The organism is Microlunatus parietis, from assembly GCF_013407955.1.
GTDB classification, from domain to species: Bacteria; Actinomycetota; Actinomycetes; order Propionibacteriales; family Propionibacteriaceae; genus Microlunatus; species Microlunatus parietis.
On the sequence record NZ_JACCBU010000001.1, the window covers coordinates 6,256,332 to 6,273,214 of the forward strand.

18 protein-coding genes are annotated in these 16,883 nt (G+C 71.4%); 8 read left to right on the forward strand and 10 right to left on the reverse strand.

Translation table 11 applies throughout. The features are described from left to right. The first annotated feature begins 43 nt into the window (after positions 1-43). Entirely contained in the window at positions 44-184 is a 141-nt protein-coding gene (locus tag BKA15_RS35105; protein ID WP_246322452.1) for an amidohydrolase family protein, read from the forward strand. Between the two features lie 94 nt (positions 185-278). Here BKA15_RS35105 and BKA15_RS30115 read toward each other — a convergent pair whose 3' ends face one another. The 7 genes from BKA15_RS30115 to ctaE form a co-directional block, all read right to left on the reverse strand. Then, positions 279-593, reverse strand: a complete 315-nt coding sequence (locus tag BKA15_RS30115) for a nucleoside triphosphate pyrophosphohydrolase family protein (RefSeq protein ID WP_179757291.1) — start codon at positions 591-593, stop codon at positions 279-281. A gap of 50 nt (positions 594-643) precedes the next feature. Next, entirely contained in the window at positions 644-1,990 is a 1,347-nt protein-coding gene (gdhA, locus tag BKA15_RS30120; RefSeq protein WP_179757293.1) for an NADP-specific glutamate dehydrogenase, read from the reverse strand. A gap of 8 nt (positions 1,991-1,998) precedes the next feature. Then, the gene (locus tag BKA15_RS30125) at positions 1,999-2,412 is read right to left on the reverse strand and encodes a GreA/GreB family elongation factor (RefSeq protein WP_179757295.1); all 414 of its coding nucleotides are present in this window, start codon (positions 2,410-2,412) and stop codon (positions 1,999-2,001) included. Between the two features lie 147 nt (positions 2,413-2,559). Beyond that, positions 2,560-4,347 (reverse strand): cytochrome bc1 complex cytochrome b subunit, encoded by a 1,788-nt coding sequence (gene qcrB, locus BKA15_RS30130; RefSeq protein WP_179757297.1) that lies wholly within the window; start codon positions 4,345-4,347, stop codon positions 2,560-2,562. Next, entirely contained in the window at positions 4,347-5,462 is a 1,116-nt protein-coding gene (gene qcrA, locus BKA15_RS30135) for a cytochrome bc1 complex Rieske iron-sulfur subunit (protein ID WP_179757300.1), read from the reverse strand. Before qcrA ends, qcrB begins: the two co-directional genes overlap by 1 nt. Next, positions 5,459-6,274 carry a cytochrome bc1 complex diheme cytochrome c subunit gene (qcrC, locus tag BKA15_RS30140; RefSeq protein WP_179757302.1) on the reverse strand — a complete coding sequence of 272 codons (816 nt, stop codon included), beginning with the start codon at positions 6,272-6,274 and terminating at the stop codon, positions 5,459-5,461. Before qcrC ends, qcrA begins: the two co-directional genes overlap by 4 nt. Before the next feature lie 78 nt (positions 6,275-6,352). Continuing rightward, positions 6,353-7,072 (reverse strand): aa3-type cytochrome oxidase subunit III, encoded by a 720-nt coding sequence (ctaE, locus tag BKA15_RS30145; protein ID WP_446685534.1) that lies wholly within the window; start codon positions 7,070-7,072, stop codon positions 6,353-6,355. 105 nt (positions 7,073-7,177) lie between these two features. Here ctaE and BKA15_RS30150 point away from each other — a divergent pair, with 105 nt between their 5' ends. The 3 genes from BKA15_RS30150 (at position 7,178) to trpD (ending at position 9,303) form a co-directional block, all read left to right on the forward strand. Beyond that, a complete protein-coding gene (locus BKA15_RS30150) occupies positions 7,178-7,678 on the forward strand; it encodes a DinB family protein (RefSeq protein WP_312879539.1) in 501 nt (166 codons plus the stop codon). Positions 7,679-7,741: 63 nt separating this feature from the next. Continuing rightward, positions 7,742-8,182 (forward strand): response regulator transcription factor, encoded by a 441-nt coding sequence (locus BKA15_RS30155; protein ID WP_179757304.1) that lies wholly within the window; start codon positions 7,742-7,744, stop codon positions 8,180-8,182. A gap of 56 nt (positions 8,183-8,238) precedes the next feature. After that, positions 8,239-9,303 (forward strand): anthranilate phosphoribosyltransferase, encoded by a 1,065-nt coding sequence (gene trpD, locus BKA15_RS30160; RefSeq protein ID WP_179757306.1) that lies wholly within the window; start codon positions 8,239-8,241, stop codon positions 9,301-9,303. Positions 9,304-9,324: 21 nt separating this feature from the next. Here trpD and BKA15_RS35110 read toward each other — a convergent pair whose 3' ends face one another. Beyond that, positions 9,325-10,398 carry a DUF2510 domain-containing protein gene (locus BKA15_RS35110; protein WP_312879540.1) on the reverse strand — a complete coding sequence of 358 codons (1,074 nt, stop codon included), beginning with the start codon at positions 10,396-10,398 and terminating at the stop codon, positions 9,325-9,327. Positions 10,399-10,507: 109 nt separating this feature from the next. Here BKA15_RS35110 and BKA15_RS30170 point away from each other — a divergent pair, with 109 nt between their 5' ends. After that, positions 10,508-10,942 carry a pilus assembly protein CpaE gene (locus BKA15_RS30170; protein ID WP_179757309.1) on the forward strand — a complete coding sequence of 145 codons (435 nt, stop codon included), beginning with the start codon at positions 10,508-10,510 and terminating at the stop codon, positions 10,940-10,942. Here the strand turns inward: BKA15_RS30170 and BKA15_RS30175 are convergent. Beyond that, a complete protein-coding gene (locus BKA15_RS30175) occupies positions 10,928-11,653 on the reverse strand; it encodes a prepilin peptidase (RefSeq protein WP_179757311.1) in 726 nt (241 codons plus the stop codon). The two genes, BKA15_RS30170 and BKA15_RS30175, sit on opposite strands and share 15 nt — an antisense overlap. 50 nt (positions 11,654-11,703) lie before the next feature. Beyond that, complete coding sequence (locus BKA15_RS30180) at positions 11,704-12,186, reverse strand: hypothetical protein (RefSeq protein WP_179757313.1); 483 nt, start codon at positions 12,184-12,186, stop codon at positions 11,704-11,706. Between the two features lie 230 nt (positions 12,187-12,416). Here BKA15_RS30180 and BKA15_RS30185 point away from each other — a divergent pair, with 230 nt between their 5' ends. The 3 genes from BKA15_RS30185 to BKA15_RS30195 are packed head-to-tail and all read left to right on the forward strand — an operon-like array spanning position 12,417 to position 16,878. Continuing rightward, the gene (locus BKA15_RS30185; RefSeq protein ID WP_179757316.1) at positions 12,417-15,695 is read left to right on the forward strand and encodes a S41 family peptidase; all 3,279 of its coding nucleotides are present in this window, start codon (positions 12,417-12,419) and stop codon (positions 15,693-15,695) included. Positions 15,696-15,700: 5 nt separating this feature from the next. Further along, positions 15,701-16,135 carry a DUF3592 domain-containing protein gene (locus BKA15_RS30190; RefSeq protein WP_179757318.1) on the forward strand — a complete coding sequence of 145 codons (435 nt, stop codon included), beginning with the start codon at positions 15,701-15,703 and terminating at the stop codon, positions 16,133-16,135. Between the two features lie 5 nt (positions 16,136-16,140). After that, on the forward strand, positions 16,141-16,878 hold the full coding sequence (locus tag BKA15_RS30195; protein WP_179757320.1) for a tyrosine-protein phosphatase: 738 nt from the start codon (positions 16,141-16,143) through the stop codon (positions 16,876-16,878). Positions 16,879-16,883: the final 5 nt, after the last annotated feature.

Genomic DNA, 16,883 nt, shown 5'->3' on the forward strand with positions numbered 1-16,883 from the left:
GGACTTCCTGGTCCGCTTCGGCGGCCTCAGTCACGCCGAGGCGTTGACCGCCGCGACCCGGACCAATGCGGCGATCCTCGGTCTCGACCACGTCACCGGGTCGATCGAGGCCGGGAAGTGCGCCGATCTCGTCGTCCTGGACGCCAATCCGCTGGACGGGTTCGGGCCTTCGTCGACCCGGTGATGGTCGTCGCCCGCGGCATGATCATCGACCGGCCCACCGTGACCCGCTTCGACGACATCGACGCTCTGCTCGACTCGATCTGAGCCCTTCGGCGTCAGTCGTCGAGGTGGGCCCTGATCTCGGCCATGGTGTCGGTGAAGGCCCGTTCCAGGTCGATGTCGTACGCGTCGGCGAGGGTCAGCAGGCTCCACAGGCAGTCGGCGAGCTCGTGGGCGACCTTGGCGTCGAGGTCGGCGGTCGGTCGAACCCCGGCCTTGCCCTGGACCAGCTTGGCGAGATCGCCGACGTCGCCGACGAAGCCGATCATGATCTCCTCGGTCGTCCAGCTGCGACCGTACCGGTCGGCCTCGACCTCGGCGTACCGAGCGCGCACGGCCCGGGCCTCCGCCCGGAGGGCTGCGAATTCCATGCCCGCAGCCTGCCACCCGAGGTCGGCACGCGCCTCGGGCCCAGCTCGGGTCAGATCACGCCGAGGGCGAGGACGGCGTCGGCGACCTGGGTGAAGCCGGCGATGTTGGCGCCGGCCACGTAATCGCCCGGAGTTCCGTACTCGTCGGCCGTCTCCAGGCAGCGGTCGTGGATGGAGCGCATGATCTCGCCGAGTCGTTGCTCGGTGTAGTCGAAGCTCCACGAGTCGCGGGACGCGTTCTGCTGCATCTCCAGGGCGCTGGTGGCGACTCCGCCCGCGTTGGCCGCCTTGCCCGGCGCGAACCGTACCCCGGCGTCGACCAGCAACCGGATCGCCGCCGGCGTGGTCGGCATGTTGGCCCCCTCGGCCACGATCCGGCAGCCGTTCCGGATCAGCGCCTTGGCGTCGTCCTCGTCGAGCTCGTTCTGGGTGGCGCAGGGGAGGGCGATGTCGCAGGGCACGCTCCAGACCGTGCCGCCGGCGAGGTGCCGGGCGCCGTCGCGGGCCGCGGCATAGTCGCTGACCCGGCCGCGGTGGCCGTTCTTGATCTCCTTGAGCAGCTCGAGATCGAGCCCGGCCTCGTCGACCACGGCGCCGTCGGAGTCGGAGCAGGCGATCACCCGGCCGCCGAGCTGGTGGATCTTCTCGATCGCGTGCAGCGCCACGTTGCCGGAGCCGGAGATCACCACCCGCTTGCCGTCGAACGAGTCGCCGGCGGTGCGCAGGATCTCGTCGGCGAAGAACACGGTGCCGTAGCCGGTCGCCTCCGGCCGCACCTGCGAGCCGCCCCAGGTGAGCCCCTTGCCGGTCAGCACGCCGGACTCGTAACGGTTGGTGATCCGCTTGTACTGGCCGAACAGGTAGCCGATCTCGCGGCCGCCGACGCCGATGTCGCCGGCCGGCACGTCGGTGTACTCGCCGATGTGCCGGTAGAGCTCGGTCATGAACGACTGGCAGAACCGCATCACCTCGGCGTCCGAGCGGCCCTTCGGGTCGAAGTCGGCGCCGCCCTTCGCGCCGCCGATCGGCAGCCCGGTCAGGGCGTTCTTGAAGATCTGCTCGAAGCCGAGGAACTTGACGATGCCCAGGTAGACGCTCGGATGGAACCGCAGCCCACCCTTGTACGGGCCGAGGGCCGAGTTGAACTCGACCCGGAAGCCGCGGTTCAGCTGGACCCGGCCGGCGTCGTCCTGCCACGGCACCCGGAAGATGATCTGCCGCTCCGGCTCACAGAGCCGCCGGATCACCTCCGCGTCGGCGTACTCCGGATGCTTGCGGACCACCGGGCCGAGGCTCTCCAGCACCTCGCGGGCGGCCTGGTGGAACTCGCGTTCACCGGGGTTGCGCGCGACCACCTCGTCGAGGATCGGGACCAGGGATTCGTCGAGTACGGGCACGATGTGCCTCAGCCGAACGGCGCGGCCGCGACGACGGTGGCCCGGATCGTCGCCCCGCTCGGCGCCGGGTAGCTGATCGTGTCGCCGACGTACCGGCCGACGATCGCCAGCCCGAGCGGCGAGCTGGGGGAGTAGACGTCCAGGTCGACGCTGGCATCGAGGGCCGCGAGCTCTCGGCTGCCGACCAGGAAGGTGGTCGGCTCGTCCTCGCCGTCGAACCGTACGGTCACGACCATGCCCGGCTCGACCAGGCCGTCGTCCGGCTTGGCCTCGGTCTCGGCCCGCCGGATCAACTCACGCAGCTCCAGGATCCGGGCCTGCTCGGCGTCGTCCGGGGTCCGGCCGGGCCGGGTCAGATCGGCCACCGTGGCCTCCAGCCGCTGCAGCGTGCGCGGCGTCATCCATACCGGTTCAGCGGTCATGCCGATCAGTTCCCTTCTGCGTTCCGGACGCGTCGGCGTCCGGCTAAAAACGTCCAGCTTACCGGCCGGCACCGGTACTCGGCCCGGGCCGGTAACGAGAAACGCCCCCTCCGGCCGGCGGCCGGAGGGGGCGTCCCCTGTGACGGATCAGTGTGTGGTCGAGCCACTCCTGCTGGCCGCGTCGCCCGACTCCAGCTCGGCGTGATCATCGGCCGCTGGCAGCTCGCCGTGACCGTTGCCGTTGCCATGGCCGTTCTCGTGGCCGTTGCCGTGCGACTGGTGCTCGGCGGCTGCCTCCAGCTCGGCCCGGGTCGGCTTGCGCAGCGAGTCCCGGTAGAAGAACCGGGTGGCCAGCCGGCGCATGTTCTCCGCCTTGACCTCGCCGTCGCGCATCCCGTCGCCCTCGCCGTCGCTGATCGGTTCCAGCGGCAGGTACTCCCGGTGCTGGGTGAGGGTGTAGGCCTCCTCCTGGCTGACCGGGACATGCTTCTCCTCGTACCCGCCGGACGGGTCGCGGACGATGATGCCGGACTCGGCCCCGTGCAGCAGCCGGGCCTCGTCCCGCCGCTGCAGGCCGATGCAGACCCGCTTGGTGATCATGAACGCGATCACCGGGCCGACGAAGACCGCGATGCGCAGGAAGTCGGTCACCGAGTTCAGCGACACGTCGAAGATCACGGCGATCAGGTCGTTGCCGCCGCCGGCCCAGAACAGTCCGTAGCAGGTGATGCCGGCGACGCCGAAGGCGGTCCGGGTCGGGTTGTTCCGCGGCCGCTCCAGGATGTGGTGCTCGGAGTTGTCCCCGGTCACCCACCGCTCGACGAACGGGTAGGCCACCAGGATCGCCGGGAACAACAGCATCAGGCCGACGCCCGGTATGAAGATGTTCCAGGACCAGGTGGTGCCGCCGATGTGTGACTCCAGGCCCGGCATGATCCGGACCGCGCCCTCGACGAAGCCCAGATACCAGTCCGGCTGCGAACCGGCGGTCACCTCGGCCGGGTTGTACGGGCCGTACGCCCACACCGGGTTGATCTGCATCACCGCGCCCATCAGCGCGATGACGCCGAACACGATGAAGAAGAAGCCGCCCGCCTTGGCCATGTAGACCGGGAACAGCGGGTAACCGACGACGTTCTTCTCGGTCCGGCCCGGGCCCGGGTACTGGGTGTGCTTCTGGAAGAAGACCAGCCCGACGTGGACGGCAATCAGGGCGAGCAGGATCCCCGGCACCAACAGGACGTGCGCGATGTAGAACCGGGAGATGATCAGGTCACCCGGGAACTCGCCGCCGAAGACGAAGAACTCCGCCCAGGTGCCGATCAGCGGGACCGACCGGATCAGGCCGTCGACGAACCGGACGCCGGTGCCGGAGAGCAGATCGTCCGGCAGCGAGTAGCCGGTCAGGCCGGCCAGGATCGTCGTCATCAGCAGGATGACGCCGAGGATCCAGTTCAGTTCGCGGGGCTTGCGGAAGGCGCCGGTGAAGAACGTCCGCATCATGTGGGCGTACATCGCGACCACGAACAGCAGCGCGGCCCAGTGGTGCATCTGCCGGACCAGCAGGCCGCCGCGGATGTCGAACGAGATGTCCAGCGTGGAGGCGAACGCCTCCGACAGGTGCAGACCCTTGAGCAGCTGGTACGAGCCGTCGTACTCGATCTCGGCCATCGAGGGCTTGAACCACAGGGTCAGGAAGACGCCGGTGATCAGCAGCACGATGAAGGAGTAGAGCGCGATCTCGCCGAGCAGGAAGGACCAGTGGTCCGGGAAGATCTTGCGCAGATTGGACCGGCCCAGCTTGGCCAGGCTCAGCCGCTCGTCGGCCCAGCCGGCCGGACCGGCGGCCGCCTTGAGCACCGGCCCCGGCTGCTTGGGCGGCGTAGTCGCCTGGGTCGCCTGACTCTCGGTGACCTTGTTGGCCGGTTTCGCCATCAGTTATCACCCTTTTGGAAGTCGCCGTGCGAGTCGCGCTCGAAGAAGCTCGGCCCCACCGGAACGGTGAAATCGCTCCGGGCAATCAAGTATCCCTCCGCATCCGTGGTGATCGGAAGCTGCGGCAGGGCACGCGCCGCCGGGCCGAACACCACGATGCCGGAATCGCCGAGGTCGAACGTCGACTGGTGGCACGGGCAGAGCAGATGGTGGGTCTGGTCCTCCCACAGGCTGATCGGGCAGCCGACGTGGGTGCAGATCTTGGAGTAGCAGAGGATCCCGCCGACCTGCCAGTCGCGGCGCGACTCCGGGATCTTGATCCGGTTCGGGTCCATCCGGACGATCACGATCGACGACTTCGCCTTGGCCTGCTGGAACTCGGCGCCGTGCAGCTCCTGCAGATTCTCCGGCTGGCCGTTGATCAACTGGCCGATCCGCATGTCGGAGGCCTTGATCGGGGTGTAGCTGACGTCCTGGACGAGCTTGACGCCCTCGGCCCAGATAGTCTTCATGATCGTCTCTTTGCGGGTCGCCGCGACCGGCCACGGGCCGAGGTCGGCCAGCACGACGAGGGCCGGCAGGCCGAGCGCGCCGAGGGCGCCGGCCAGGCTGCGGCCGAGCACCTTTCGGCGGGTGATCGCCGACTCGTCGATGCCGGTGTTGACCTGGGCGATCGTGTCCTTGCGGTCCTCCTCGCTGGACTGCAGCGGGTGCCGCTCGTCGCTGATCTCGTGGTTCGCCATGATCTGGCGGGACCACTGGATCGCGCCGATGCCGATCAGCAGGATCGCGAACCCGGCGGTCAGGCCGAGCCCGACGTGCTGGGCGTTGGCGTGCAGCGGGCCGAAGTTCACGTACATGTCCCGCGGCATCGCGAAGTAGATCACGACGAACGCGATCGCCAGTACCGGAACCAGCCCGAACATGGCGGCGACCTGGCGGGTGGCCCGATCGGCGGCCTTCGGGTCGACGTCGGTCAGCCGCGGGTGGTGCTCCTCCAGGCCCGGGTCCGGGACCGGGTAGCGGGGCCAGTCCCGCCCGGTGTCCACGCCACCCTGGGTGGCTGTCGCCAGTTCCTTGCCCTGGGGGTCGGTTTCGCCCCGGGTGTCACTCATTTCGCGCGAGCTCCCTTTGCGGTGATCCAGACGGTGAACGCGATCAGCACCCCGAGACCGACGACCCAGGCCCAGAAGCCCTCGCTCACCGGGCCGAGCCCGCCGAGCGTGAAGCCGCCCGCGTTCGGCTGCGAGTTCAGGTGGTTGAGGTAGCCGATGATCTGCCGCTTCTCCTCCGGGGTCAGGGCCCGGTCGGGGAAGACGGGCATCTGCTGCGGGCCGGTCTGCATGGCCTCGTACAGGTGCCGGTTGCTGACGCCCTCGAGGGTCGGCGCGTACTTGCCGTTCGGCAGCGCGCCGCCGGAGCCGGCGAAGTTGTGGCAGGCCGAGCAGTTGGTCCGGAACAACTCACCGCCGCGGGCGAGGTCCTCGTCCGACAGGCCCTCGGGGTTGTAGTCCTCCTCGGCGGGGATGTCCGGGCCCGGGCCGAGCGAGGCGACATAGGCCGCCAGCGCGGCGATCTCCTCGTCGGTGTAGAGGTTCTTCTTGCGCGGGGCCTGCTGGCCGGGCTGCGCCATCGGCATCCGGCCGGTGCCGACCTGGAAGTCGACCGCGGCGGCGCCGACGCCGATCAGCGGCGGGCCCTGGATGGTCCCGCTGACCTGGCCCTCGCCCTGCAGGCCGTGGCAGGACGCGCAGCCCACCGCGAACAGGGCCTTGCCCTCGGCGATCTGCTGGCTCTTGCCGGTGTCGGCCGCAACCTGGTCGGCCGGTGAGACGACGGAATAGATGCCGCCGACCACGACGAGGGCGAACAACAGCATCAAGACCTTGGCGGCCGGATGGCGTCGTCTGGCGGACAGGAATCGCACGTCGGGGGTCCCTCTCGGTGTCAGGGCTGACTCTTCAGTCGGTCGAGCTCTTCAGTTATGTACGGATGCGTACGGCGGTCAGCGCAGGATGTAGATCACGAAGAACAGGGCGATCCACACCACGTCGACGAAGTGCCAGTAGTACGAGACCACGACGGCGGACACCGCCTGCTCGTGGGTGAAGGTGCGGGCGAGGAACGTACGCCCCAGCAGGATCAGGAACGCGATCAGGCCGCCCAGCACGTGCAGGCCGTGGAAGCCGGTGGCCAGGAAGAACACCGACCCGTAGCCGTTGGCGGAGATGGTCAGACCCTCGTGGATCAGCTCGGCGTACTCGTACACCTGGCCGCCGATGAAGAAGGAACCCATGACGAAGGTCAGCACGTACCACTCGCGCAGGCCCCACTTGTTCACCTGCAGCAGGGAGCCGGTCCGGCCCACCTGGCCGCGCTCGGCGGCGAACACGCCGAGCTGGCAGGTGATCGAACTGGCCACCAGCACGCTGGTGTTGAGGATCGCGAACTCGATGTTGAGGATCCCGGACTGGGTCGCCCAGAGCGACTCCGAAGCCGGCAGACCGGCCGCCTCGTTCTGGCCGTTGGTCACATTGCGGATCGTGAAGTAGCCGGCGAACAGCGCGGCGAAGAACATCAGCTCGGAGGCGAGCCACACGATCGTCCCCACGGCCACCATGTCCGGACGGCCCGGACGACCGTGCAGCCGCGACTGCGGGATGGAGTGCAGGGCCCCGGCCGGTTTCTCGGCGGCGGTCGTCGTGGAGTGCGTGTGTAGAGCCACGGGGTCATTATGTCTGTGCCGCCGCGCCCGGTCACGTCGGGGTTGTCAATGTCGTGTGTGTGTCTGGCCACGTCTTCGTTGCCGGGCGTTTCGTAGGCTGCGGCGGTGACCGAATCGATACCGGTGGCGCTGCGTCCGGACGCCTTCCACGCCGACCTGCGGACCCAGTTCGACACGTTTCTCGACGACCACCGGGCCGCGCTCGAGGCGTCGCTGGACGGGCTCACCGAGGAGCAGGCGCGGCGCCGCCTGGTCCCGTCGGCGACGACCCTGCTCGGCCTGGTGCAGCACGGCACGTTCGTCGAGCGGGTCTGGTTCGACGAGGCGGTCACCGGCCGCAGCCGGGCCGAGATCGGGATCCCGGACACGCCGGACGAGTCGTTCCGGGTGGCGCCGGACGCCACGATCGCATCGGTACGGGCCGCGTACCGCGCCGCCTGCGCCGACTCCCGGGCCGCCGCGGCCGGGCTCGGGCTCGACGACGTGGTCACCGGGAATCGCCGGGGACCGCTGCCGCTGCGCTGGATCTATCTGCACCTGCTCCGCGAGCTGGCCCAGCACTGCGGCCACGCCGACATCCTCCGGGAACAGATCCTGGCGGCTTGATCCGCTCGGGCTTTCGGTACGATCTGACGGTTTCCAGCGCGACCGGTGAGGATGATGACGATCATGGCTTCTGACCAGCACCACGGCGAGGCGGCGGAGAAGCCGCTGACCGTCCTGCTCTACGCCTCCGATCGGGGCCGCCGGGACAACGTACGGCTCGCGCTGGGCCGGCGGATCGCCGCCGACCTGCCCGAGATCACCGTGCTCGAGGTCGCCACCCAACCCGCGGTCCTGTCCACGATCGAGGCCGGCGGCATCGACGTGGTGATCCTGGACGGCGAGGCGGTGCCCGGCGGGATGGGCCTGTGCCGCCAGATCAAGCACGAGATCCTCGAAGGGCCGCCGGTACTGCTGCTCGCCGCGCGTCCCGACGACGCGTGGCTGGCGACCTGGGCCCTGGCCGACGCGATCGTCGCCTATCCGGTCGATCCGGTCCGGCTGCCGACCGCCCTGGCGGACCTGGTCCGCCGGTCGATCGCGGCCGCGCCTTCCGCGCAACCCTGAATCGCGCCAACCCCCGAATCGCGCTACCTGACCCGCGCAACCTGAGGAGACCGACCATGACCGACGACACCGGGGTCGCCGATCCGACCTGGCCGGGACTGCTGTCCGACCTGATCCGCGGCGAGGACCAGACCGCCGAGGCCACCGCCTGGGCGATGGAGCAGATTCTCGAGGGAGTCGCCACCCCCGCCCAGATGGCCGCGTTCCTGGTCGCGCTGCGGGCCAAGGGCGAGACCGTCGACGAGCTGACCGGCCTGGCCCGGACCATGATCAGGTACGCCACCCCGCTCGACGTGCCGGGCCCGGCGCTGGACATCGTCGGCTCCGGCGGCGACCGGGCCGGCACCGTCAACATCTCCACGATGGCGGCGATCGTCGCCGCCGCGGCGGGCACCCGGGTGGTCAAGCACGGCAACCGGGCCGCCTCGTCGGCCTGCGGCTCGGCCGACCTGCTGCAGGAGCTCGGGCTGGTGCTGGACCTGACCCCGGAGCAGCAGCACCAGGTGATCGCCAAGGCCGGCATCGGGTTCCTGTTCGCCGCGCACTACCACCCGGCCTTCCGGCACGCGGGCCCGGTCCGTCGCGAGCTCGGCGTGCCGACCGCCTTCAACTTCCTCGGCCCACTGACCAACCCGGCGCAGCCGTCGGCCGTCGCGGTCGGCGTCGCCGATGCCCGGATGGCCGGGCTGCTGGCCGGCGTCTTCGCGGCCCGAGGGCAGCAGGGCCTGGTCTTCCACGGCGGCGACGGGCTGGACGAACTGACCACCACGACGTCGTCGAAGGTGTGGGTGTTCGGACCGGACACCCAGCTGACCACGCTCGAGTTCGACCCGGCCACGCTGGGGCTGCCCCGGTCCCGTCCGGAGGACCTGGTCGGCGGACCGCCGCCGGTCAACGCGCAGATCGCCCGGGACGTCCTGGCCGGCACCGGCGGACCGGTCCGCGACATCGTGCTGCTCAACGCCGCCGCCGGGCTGACCGCCTGGGACACGCCGCGGCCGGACCGCCTGGTCGAGCAGCTCGGCGACAACCTGCAGCGGGTCGCGACGGCGATCGACACCGGGGCCGCGGCCGCCCAGCTGGAGCAGTGGGTCACGCTGAGCCGGACCGTCGCCGACTGAGTCCCGCCCGGATCGCTTCGGCTATTCGATGATCCGGAGCGATTCCAGCGACTGCCGGGCGAGCTCGGCGAGTTCCGGGTCCGCGTCGTTGGGCACCGAACTGGTCGCCGCGATGAACGAGCCGTCGTCGAGCCGGACCAGGATCACCGACACCTTGTCGTACCTGCTCCGCAGCCCGTCGACGTCGTAGCTGACCCGGAAGTTGATCATGACCCCAGGGTGGCCGTCGACCGCCCAGTCGGAGGCGGACAGCCGGCCCAGCTTGGTCGCGTGGCCGCCGAAGAACCGTTGCGCATAACGTTCGGCAGCCTTGGTCGCGGTCTTCTCCAGGTCGGTCGAGTTGATCAGGTCGGGGCTGATCTGGGCCAGCGCCACGGTCGCGGACCAGGTCGCCTTGCCGTCGTACCGCTCGTGCACCGGCGCGTTGGCCAGGAAGCAGGCCTGGAACAGATAGGGCACCGTGATCGGGTCCGCGTAGAGCCGGTACGGGGAATGCGGCAGGGTGAGCGTGGCCGGGCCGAGGCTGGCGGTCCGGGTCTTCGGGTCGAGCTTGCCGGTCGGCGCGGCGCCGGGCGTGGCCGGCTTGGTCGCCGGCGGCCGACTGCCGGGGGCCGGTTCCCTGACGGCCGCCGGGGGCCCCGGGTCGCGCCAGATCACCAGGCCGGCGCCGAGTCCGGCCGCGACCACCAGCGTGAGGCTCAGCGTGATCGCCAGCACCATCCGAGCCGGCGACGCCCGCCGCGGCTCGATCACCTCGGGGTCGTCCAGTTCCGGATAGCCGGTCAGCCAGCCCCGGTCGGCGTCGGCCCCTCGGCCGTGGCCGGCCCCGAGTCGCTCCGATGCCGACGGGTCTTCCTGGCCGGCCGCAGGGCCACCGTTCTCCCGCGCGGCGCCCGGGCGGTCGTCGTCCGCCCGTCCTGAACGCGGCTCGTCCGGGGCGAAGTCTCCCCGGGCCAGTCGCGCGGCCAGGGCGTCGGGCGGCGGGGCCTTCGGCGACTCACCGATCGCCTGGGTCCACCGGGTGCCGTCCCACCAGCGATAGCGTCGGGGCACCCCGGCTGGATCGGGGTACCAGCCGGGCCTCGGGACGGTCACGGCGACGAGCCTAATCGAGCCGACAACCCAAGCCTGCAACGGAGCGACCAACCCGTGGGACCGCGGGCGGGGGACGCAAGGCGGGAGCGTCGTGCAACACTGGTTGCTCATGATCTCCCGCGAGCTGGCCGGCCGGCTGAGCGATCGGCTGACCTGGAAACCCGCGAACGGCGACCTGTTCTTCATTCCGCGGCCGGAGATCTCCGATTCGGTGTTCCTGGTCAGCGACATGGTCGTCGAGCTCATCGTGCGGGACGGGCAGCGCCGGTTCCACTTCAACGGCACGGTGGAATGGGCGTTGGACTCGGTCGAGGTCGGCGAGGTCGTCTGGCTGCCCCGCGAGGACCAGTTGCGGGACCTGATCGGCGACCGGTTCGTGTCGCTCGACCGCACCGGCGACGGCTACCTGGTCACGCTGAGCGGCCCGCCGCGCGCCTTCCACACGCCCGCGCAACCGTCAGCGGCCGACGCGTACGCGATCGCCCTGCTGCACCTGCTGGACCAGGACCCGTCTGCCGTGCCGGACCGGTCAACCGAACGGTGACGGCAGGCTGAGCAGTCCCGCGACGTAGACCCCGGCCAGCATCGCCGGCGCGTACGGGAAGCCGCCGCGCCGGCCGGCGATGAGCCGGATCATCCCGAACACGCCGCCCAGCAACGCGCCGCAGAGCAGGGCCCAGAGCAGCAGGGTCCACGACACCGACCCCGCCGCGGCGCCGAGCAGCGGGGCGAATCTGACGTCGCCGAACCCGAAACCGCCGCGGCTGAGCACCCAGATCCCCAGGTACACGACTCCGGCGACGGCGGCGCCGGCCACCGTCCGCAGCAGCATCCAGGCGTCGCCGAACGCGAAGGCGGTCCCGACGGTCGCCGCGGCCATCGCGATCCAGCCCGCATAGCTGAGCCGCATCGGCAGCCAGGTGGTCGCCCAGTCGATCCCGGCCAGGGCCACTCCGAACACGGCCAGCACCAGCCACAGCGCGACCCGGTTCGGCGGTATCCAGACCAGGGCGATCGCCGCCGCACCGGCCGCCGCCAGCGCGCAGGCCGCGACGAAACCGGGCCGGGCCAGGTCGGCGTAGGGGATCTTGGCCGGCTCGGCGACCAGGGCCCCGCTACCGGCCTCGCTGCTGTCGCCGTCACCCGGCTGCGGCGCCGGGGGCTCCGGCAGCCGACGCAGCACGACGGGCAGGCCGACGCCGACGGCGGCCGCCGTGACGGTGATCAACAGCGCCGCGATCAGGGGCTCAGGCATCGCCCACCCACCGTGGATCCACGAGGCACGAGGCTACTGGTCCGGCCACCTCAGGCGACCGGCCGCAGCGACCGAGTGGCCGCGGAGACCGCTCGCCGGGGCAGCGTCCGCAGCGCCGCGAGCACGCGCAGCTGGGTGAGCCGGGAGCAGGCCAGCGTCTGCCCGTCCAGCAGCAGGCGCAGCGCCGGCCGGCGGATCCGGAGGTAGCGGGTCAGCCGGTCGAGGTCCCAGTCGCCGGCGAGCAGCCGCTCGAGACCCTGCCGGACCGGTTCGGCCGGGACGAGTTCGTACCGGACGGCACGGACCTCGGCAGCGGTCACCGTGATCAGCCGGCGCGCGACCGCCGCGGGGATCACGTCGTCGCCGGGGCCGCCTCGACCGAGCAGCGGCCGGAGTTGATCATGGCGCAGGTCGGCCAGCTCGGCGATCACGCCGGCCGACACCGAGCCGGCGCTGATCAGGAACCGCAGCTGGGCTCGGAACGGGCCGGCCGCGACCGGTGGCTCCGGCTCGGCAACGAGGGTGTTGATCATGAAATGCTCCTGGGCTGTCGTGGGAAGGATCGCCTGCACCCAGCTAGCCAGACGGCGGGCCGGAGCGGGGACTGCGGCTGTCGTCCGTCCCGGGTGGCTTGTTGCCCGTCGGCGGCAGACGTTGGCCCGACCCACGTTGGTGTTGCCCGAGGGCGGCCGAGTGTTGTCCGGTTCTGTCGAAACCGTCATCCGGCGGCACGGCTGTCACCGCGGCCGTTTAGGGTCGCCCCATGACTGCCGGATACTTCCGCTTCCCAGACGTCAACGATGATCAACTCGTCTTCTGTGCCGGGGACGACCTGTGGCTCGCTCCGCTGGCCGGAGGCCGGGCCGCCCGACTGACCGCCGACGCGGCGCCGGTCCGCCATCCCCGGTTCTCACCGGACGGCCGGCGGGTGGCCTGGGCCTCGGCCCGCGACGGCGGCTGGGAGGTGCGGCTGGTCGACCTGGAGAGCGGGGCGGTCCAGCGGCTCACGTACTGGGGATCGGACCAGACGACGGTGATCGGCTGGCGGGACGACGAGACCGTGCTGGTGGTGTCGTCGGCGGGCGAGATCAATCTGCGGCACACCACGGTCCGGGCCGTCGGCGTGGACGGCAGGTCCGAGCGGCTCGGTTTCGGTCCCACGTCGATGCTGGCCGTGCACGAGTCCGGCGCGGTCGCCCTGGCCACGCGCTACAGCCGTCCCGCCGAGTACTGGAAGCGCTACCGCGGCGGCACCGCGTCCCGGCTCTGGCTCGACCCGGCCGGCGACGGCGACTGGCGCCGGCTGCTGCCCGACGTCGAGGCTAGCCTGACCAGCCCGCTCTGGTACGGCGACCGGCTGGTCTTCGCGTCCGACCTGGAGGCGGACCTGCCCGGCAACCCGGACGGCCAGGCGAATCTCTACTCGGTGTCGGCCGAGGGCGACGACCTGACCCGGCACACCCAGCACACGGTCCGGCACGGCTACGTCCGGGACCCGGCGAGCGACGGCCGGACCGTCGTCTACCACGCCCACGGCGCGCTGTACCGGATGTCCGGGCTGAACACCGATCCCGAGCCGATCGAGCTCACCCTCGGCACGGCGCTGGCGGGCCGGCAGCCGCGTGCCCTCGAACCGTCCGAGCAGCTCACCCAGATCCGGCCGGACCGAGCCGGCAACGGGAGCGTGCTGGAGTGGCGCGGCAACGCCTTCTACCTGACCCACCGGGAAGGCCCGGCCCGGGCGCTGGCCGCCGACTCGGGCGTCCGGATCCGGGAGCCGCGGGTGCTCGGCGACACTGGCCGGGCGGCCTACGTCACCGACGCCGACGGTGAGGACGCGATCGAGATCCGGGCCACCGACGCGCTCACCCCGCCGCGCCGGATCGCCGGCGGCCGGCTCGGCCGGGTGCTCGCGCTGGAGCCGGATCCGGCCGGGGCCCGGCTGGCCGCGGTCAGCCACGACGGCCGGGTCAGCCTGGTCGATGTCGAGTCCGGCGAGATCCGCGAGCTCGGCCGCAGTGTGAACGGGGAGGCGACCGGTCTCGCCTTCTCGCCGGACGGCCGCTACCTGGTCTGGAGCGAGCCGAACCCGACCCATCGCTACCTGCGGCTGGCCGACCTGGCCGCGGCACCGGGCACCGAGCCGGTCCAGCTGACAAGTGGCCGCTTCTCCGACTCCTCGCCGTCGTTCACCGCCGACGGGAAGTACCTCGCGTTCCTGTCGGCCCGGACCTTCGACCCGCGGTACGACAGCCACACGTTCGACCTCGGCTTCGCCAGCGCGGTCCGCCCCTATCTGGTGCCGCTGGCGGCGACCACCGAGGCTCCGTTCGGCCCCAGCGCCGACGGCTGGCCGGTCGCGCCGGCCGACCCGAAGGCCGAGGGCAAGGAGGGCTCGGACGCCAAGGGCGACGACCCGGCGGAGCCGGGCGCGAAGGACGCGGGCGTCGGGGTGAAGCCCACCGACGAGGTCGCGGTCGACGGGTTCGAGCACCGGATGCTGCCGTTCCCGGTGCCGGCCGGCGGCTACCGCGAACTGAACGCGACCAAGGCCGGCGTGGCCTGGATCCGGGAGATCGACCGCGGCGTGCTCGGCTCGGCCCGCGCCGACGTCCCCGGCGACGGGCCGGGCGACGCGCTGGAGGTGTATCTGCTCGCCGAGCGGAAGCTGGAGACGTTGGCCGACCCGGTTGACGACTACCAGGTCAGCGGCGACGGGACGCGGCTGGTCGTCCGGTCCGGTGCCGAGGTCAAGGTGGTGCCGGCCGAGCGGCCGATCAAGGAGGACGACGATCCGGCCGCGGTCACGGTCGACCTTTCCCGGCTGCGGTTCGAGCTCGACCCGGTCGCCGAGTGGCGGCAGATGTTCGACGAGCAGGGCCGGCTGATGCGCGACCACTTCTGGCGGGAGGATCTCGACGGGGTCGACTGGTCGGCCGTGCTCGACCGCTACCGGCCGATCGTGGACCGGCTGGGCAGCCACGACGACCTGGTCGACCTGCTCTGGGAGACGGTGGGCGAACTCAACACCTCGCACGCGTACGTGATGCCGGCGAGCCGGCCCGATCGGGAGGAGAAGCGGGTCGGCCTGCTCGGAGCCGATCTGGCGCCGGCCGACGACGGCTGGGAGATCACGGCCATCCTGCCGGGGGAGACCTCGGATCCGGAGGCCAGGTCGCCGCTGCGCGCGGCCGGTGTCGGCGCCGAGCCGGGAGACCGGATCGTCGCGGTGGACGGACGGCCGGTCGATCCGCGGTTCGGGCCGACGGCCTCGCTGGCCGGTGCCGCCGGCCAGCCGGTCGAGCTCACGCTGCGCCGGCCGGGCGGCGACCAGGACCGCCGGGTCGTGGTCCGGCCGTTGGAGTCGGAGGAGCCGATCCGCTACCAGGCCTGGGTGGCGAGCCGCTCGGCGTATGTCCGGGAGGCCACGAACGGCCGGTTCGGCTACCTGCACATCCCGGACATGGCCTCACCGGGCTGGGCCCAGCTGCACCGCGACATCGACCTGGCCACCCGCGCCGAGGGCTTGATCGTCGACGTCCGTTACAACCGCGGCGGGCACACCAGCCAGCTGGTGATCGAGCGGCTCGCCCGCCGGGTGATCGGCTGGGACGTCGCCCGGCAGATCCGCACGGCCGAGGAGTATCCGAGTCAGGCGCCGCGCGGCCCGGTGATCTTCGTGACCAACGAGTTCGCCGGCTCCGACGGCGACATCGTGTCGGCCGCGGCGCAGGCGCTGCGGATCGGGCCGGTCGTCGGCATCCGGTCCTGGGGCGGCGTCGTCGGCATCGACGGCCGGTTCTCTCTGGTGGACGGCACCGGGGTGACCCAGCCGCGGTACGCGTTCTGGCTCGAGGGTTACGGCTGGGGTGTGGAGAACCACGGCATCGATCCCGACGTCGAGGTCCCGATCACCCCGGCCCAGTGGGACGGCCCCGCCGACCCGCAGCTGGACCGGGCGATCGAGGAGGCGGAGCGGCTGCTGGCCGAACGGCCGGCGGCGGCCCCGCCGCAGCCGGAGCCGCCGCGGGCCGCCCGCTGACGCCGATGCCACCGCAACTGCTGGGGATCGTGATCTTCGGGACGATCTCGTTGATCTTGATCGGGATCGTGGTCGTCCTGGTCTGGCGGATCCTGCTGCTCCGCCGGACCGGACACCGGGTCACCGGGCAGTGCATCAACGTGTACTGGGAGCCGCATCCGCTGGACCGGAGTTGGATCCTTCCGCGGAAGCTGTGGTTCGCCACGGTCTCCTACTCGGCGCCGGGCGGCGATCGGTACCGGCTCCAGGTGCAGACCCGGCGGTACACGCTCGGCGAGCGGATCCCGGTGCTGGTGCCGCGGGGGCACCCGGATCGGGCCCGGGTGGATTCGGCATGGCAGCTGTGGTGGGCACCGGCCATGGTCGGGTTCATCGCGGTCGTGTTCGTGCTCGCGACCGTGATGGTGGCCAGCACACCGCCGGCGATCGACGTACGCTGACCTCGATGACTGCCACCGGGGAACTCGACGAGACGTACCGTCCGCTGCATCTCGACTGGCCGTCGTGCCTGAACGCCCGCGACCTGGGCGGGATGCCGATCAAGGGCGGCGGCCGGATCCGTACCGGCGCCTTGATCAGGACCGACGGTCACCACAAGCTGACCGAGCAGGGCGTCGCCGCGGTGCGGGACTACGGCGTGGCGCGGATCATCGACCTGCGCCGGCAACGCGAACTGGACCGGGAGCCGAGCCCGTTCTTCGGCGATCCGCTCTACCTGCACCACCCGGTGCAGAATCCGGCCGATCCCGATCATGAATGGATGACGCTGGCCGAGATCTACATCGCGATGCTCGACCTGCGGCCCGACCTCTACGCGGCCGCGGTGGCCGCCGTCGCCGACGCGCCGCCGGGCGGGGTCGTCGTGCACTGCGCCGGCGGGAAGGACCGGACCGGGATCACCGTCGCGCTGTCGCTCGCCGTCGCCGGTGTCGAGCCCGCCGTGATCGCCGCCGACTACGCGCTCACCCAGGCCCGGCTGGCCGAGGAGGCCGCGGCCCATGTGGCGGGCATCGCCGATCCGCGCGAACGCGAGATCGTCGCCGGTCTGGTGCCGACGCCGCCGGAGAACATGATCAAGGTGCTGGACCACCTGACCGCCAAGTACGGCAGCGTGGACGGGTTCCTCGAGGCCGGCGGCCTGACGGCCGACCAACGGTCCGCACTCCGCGCCCGGCTGGTCTGAGGATG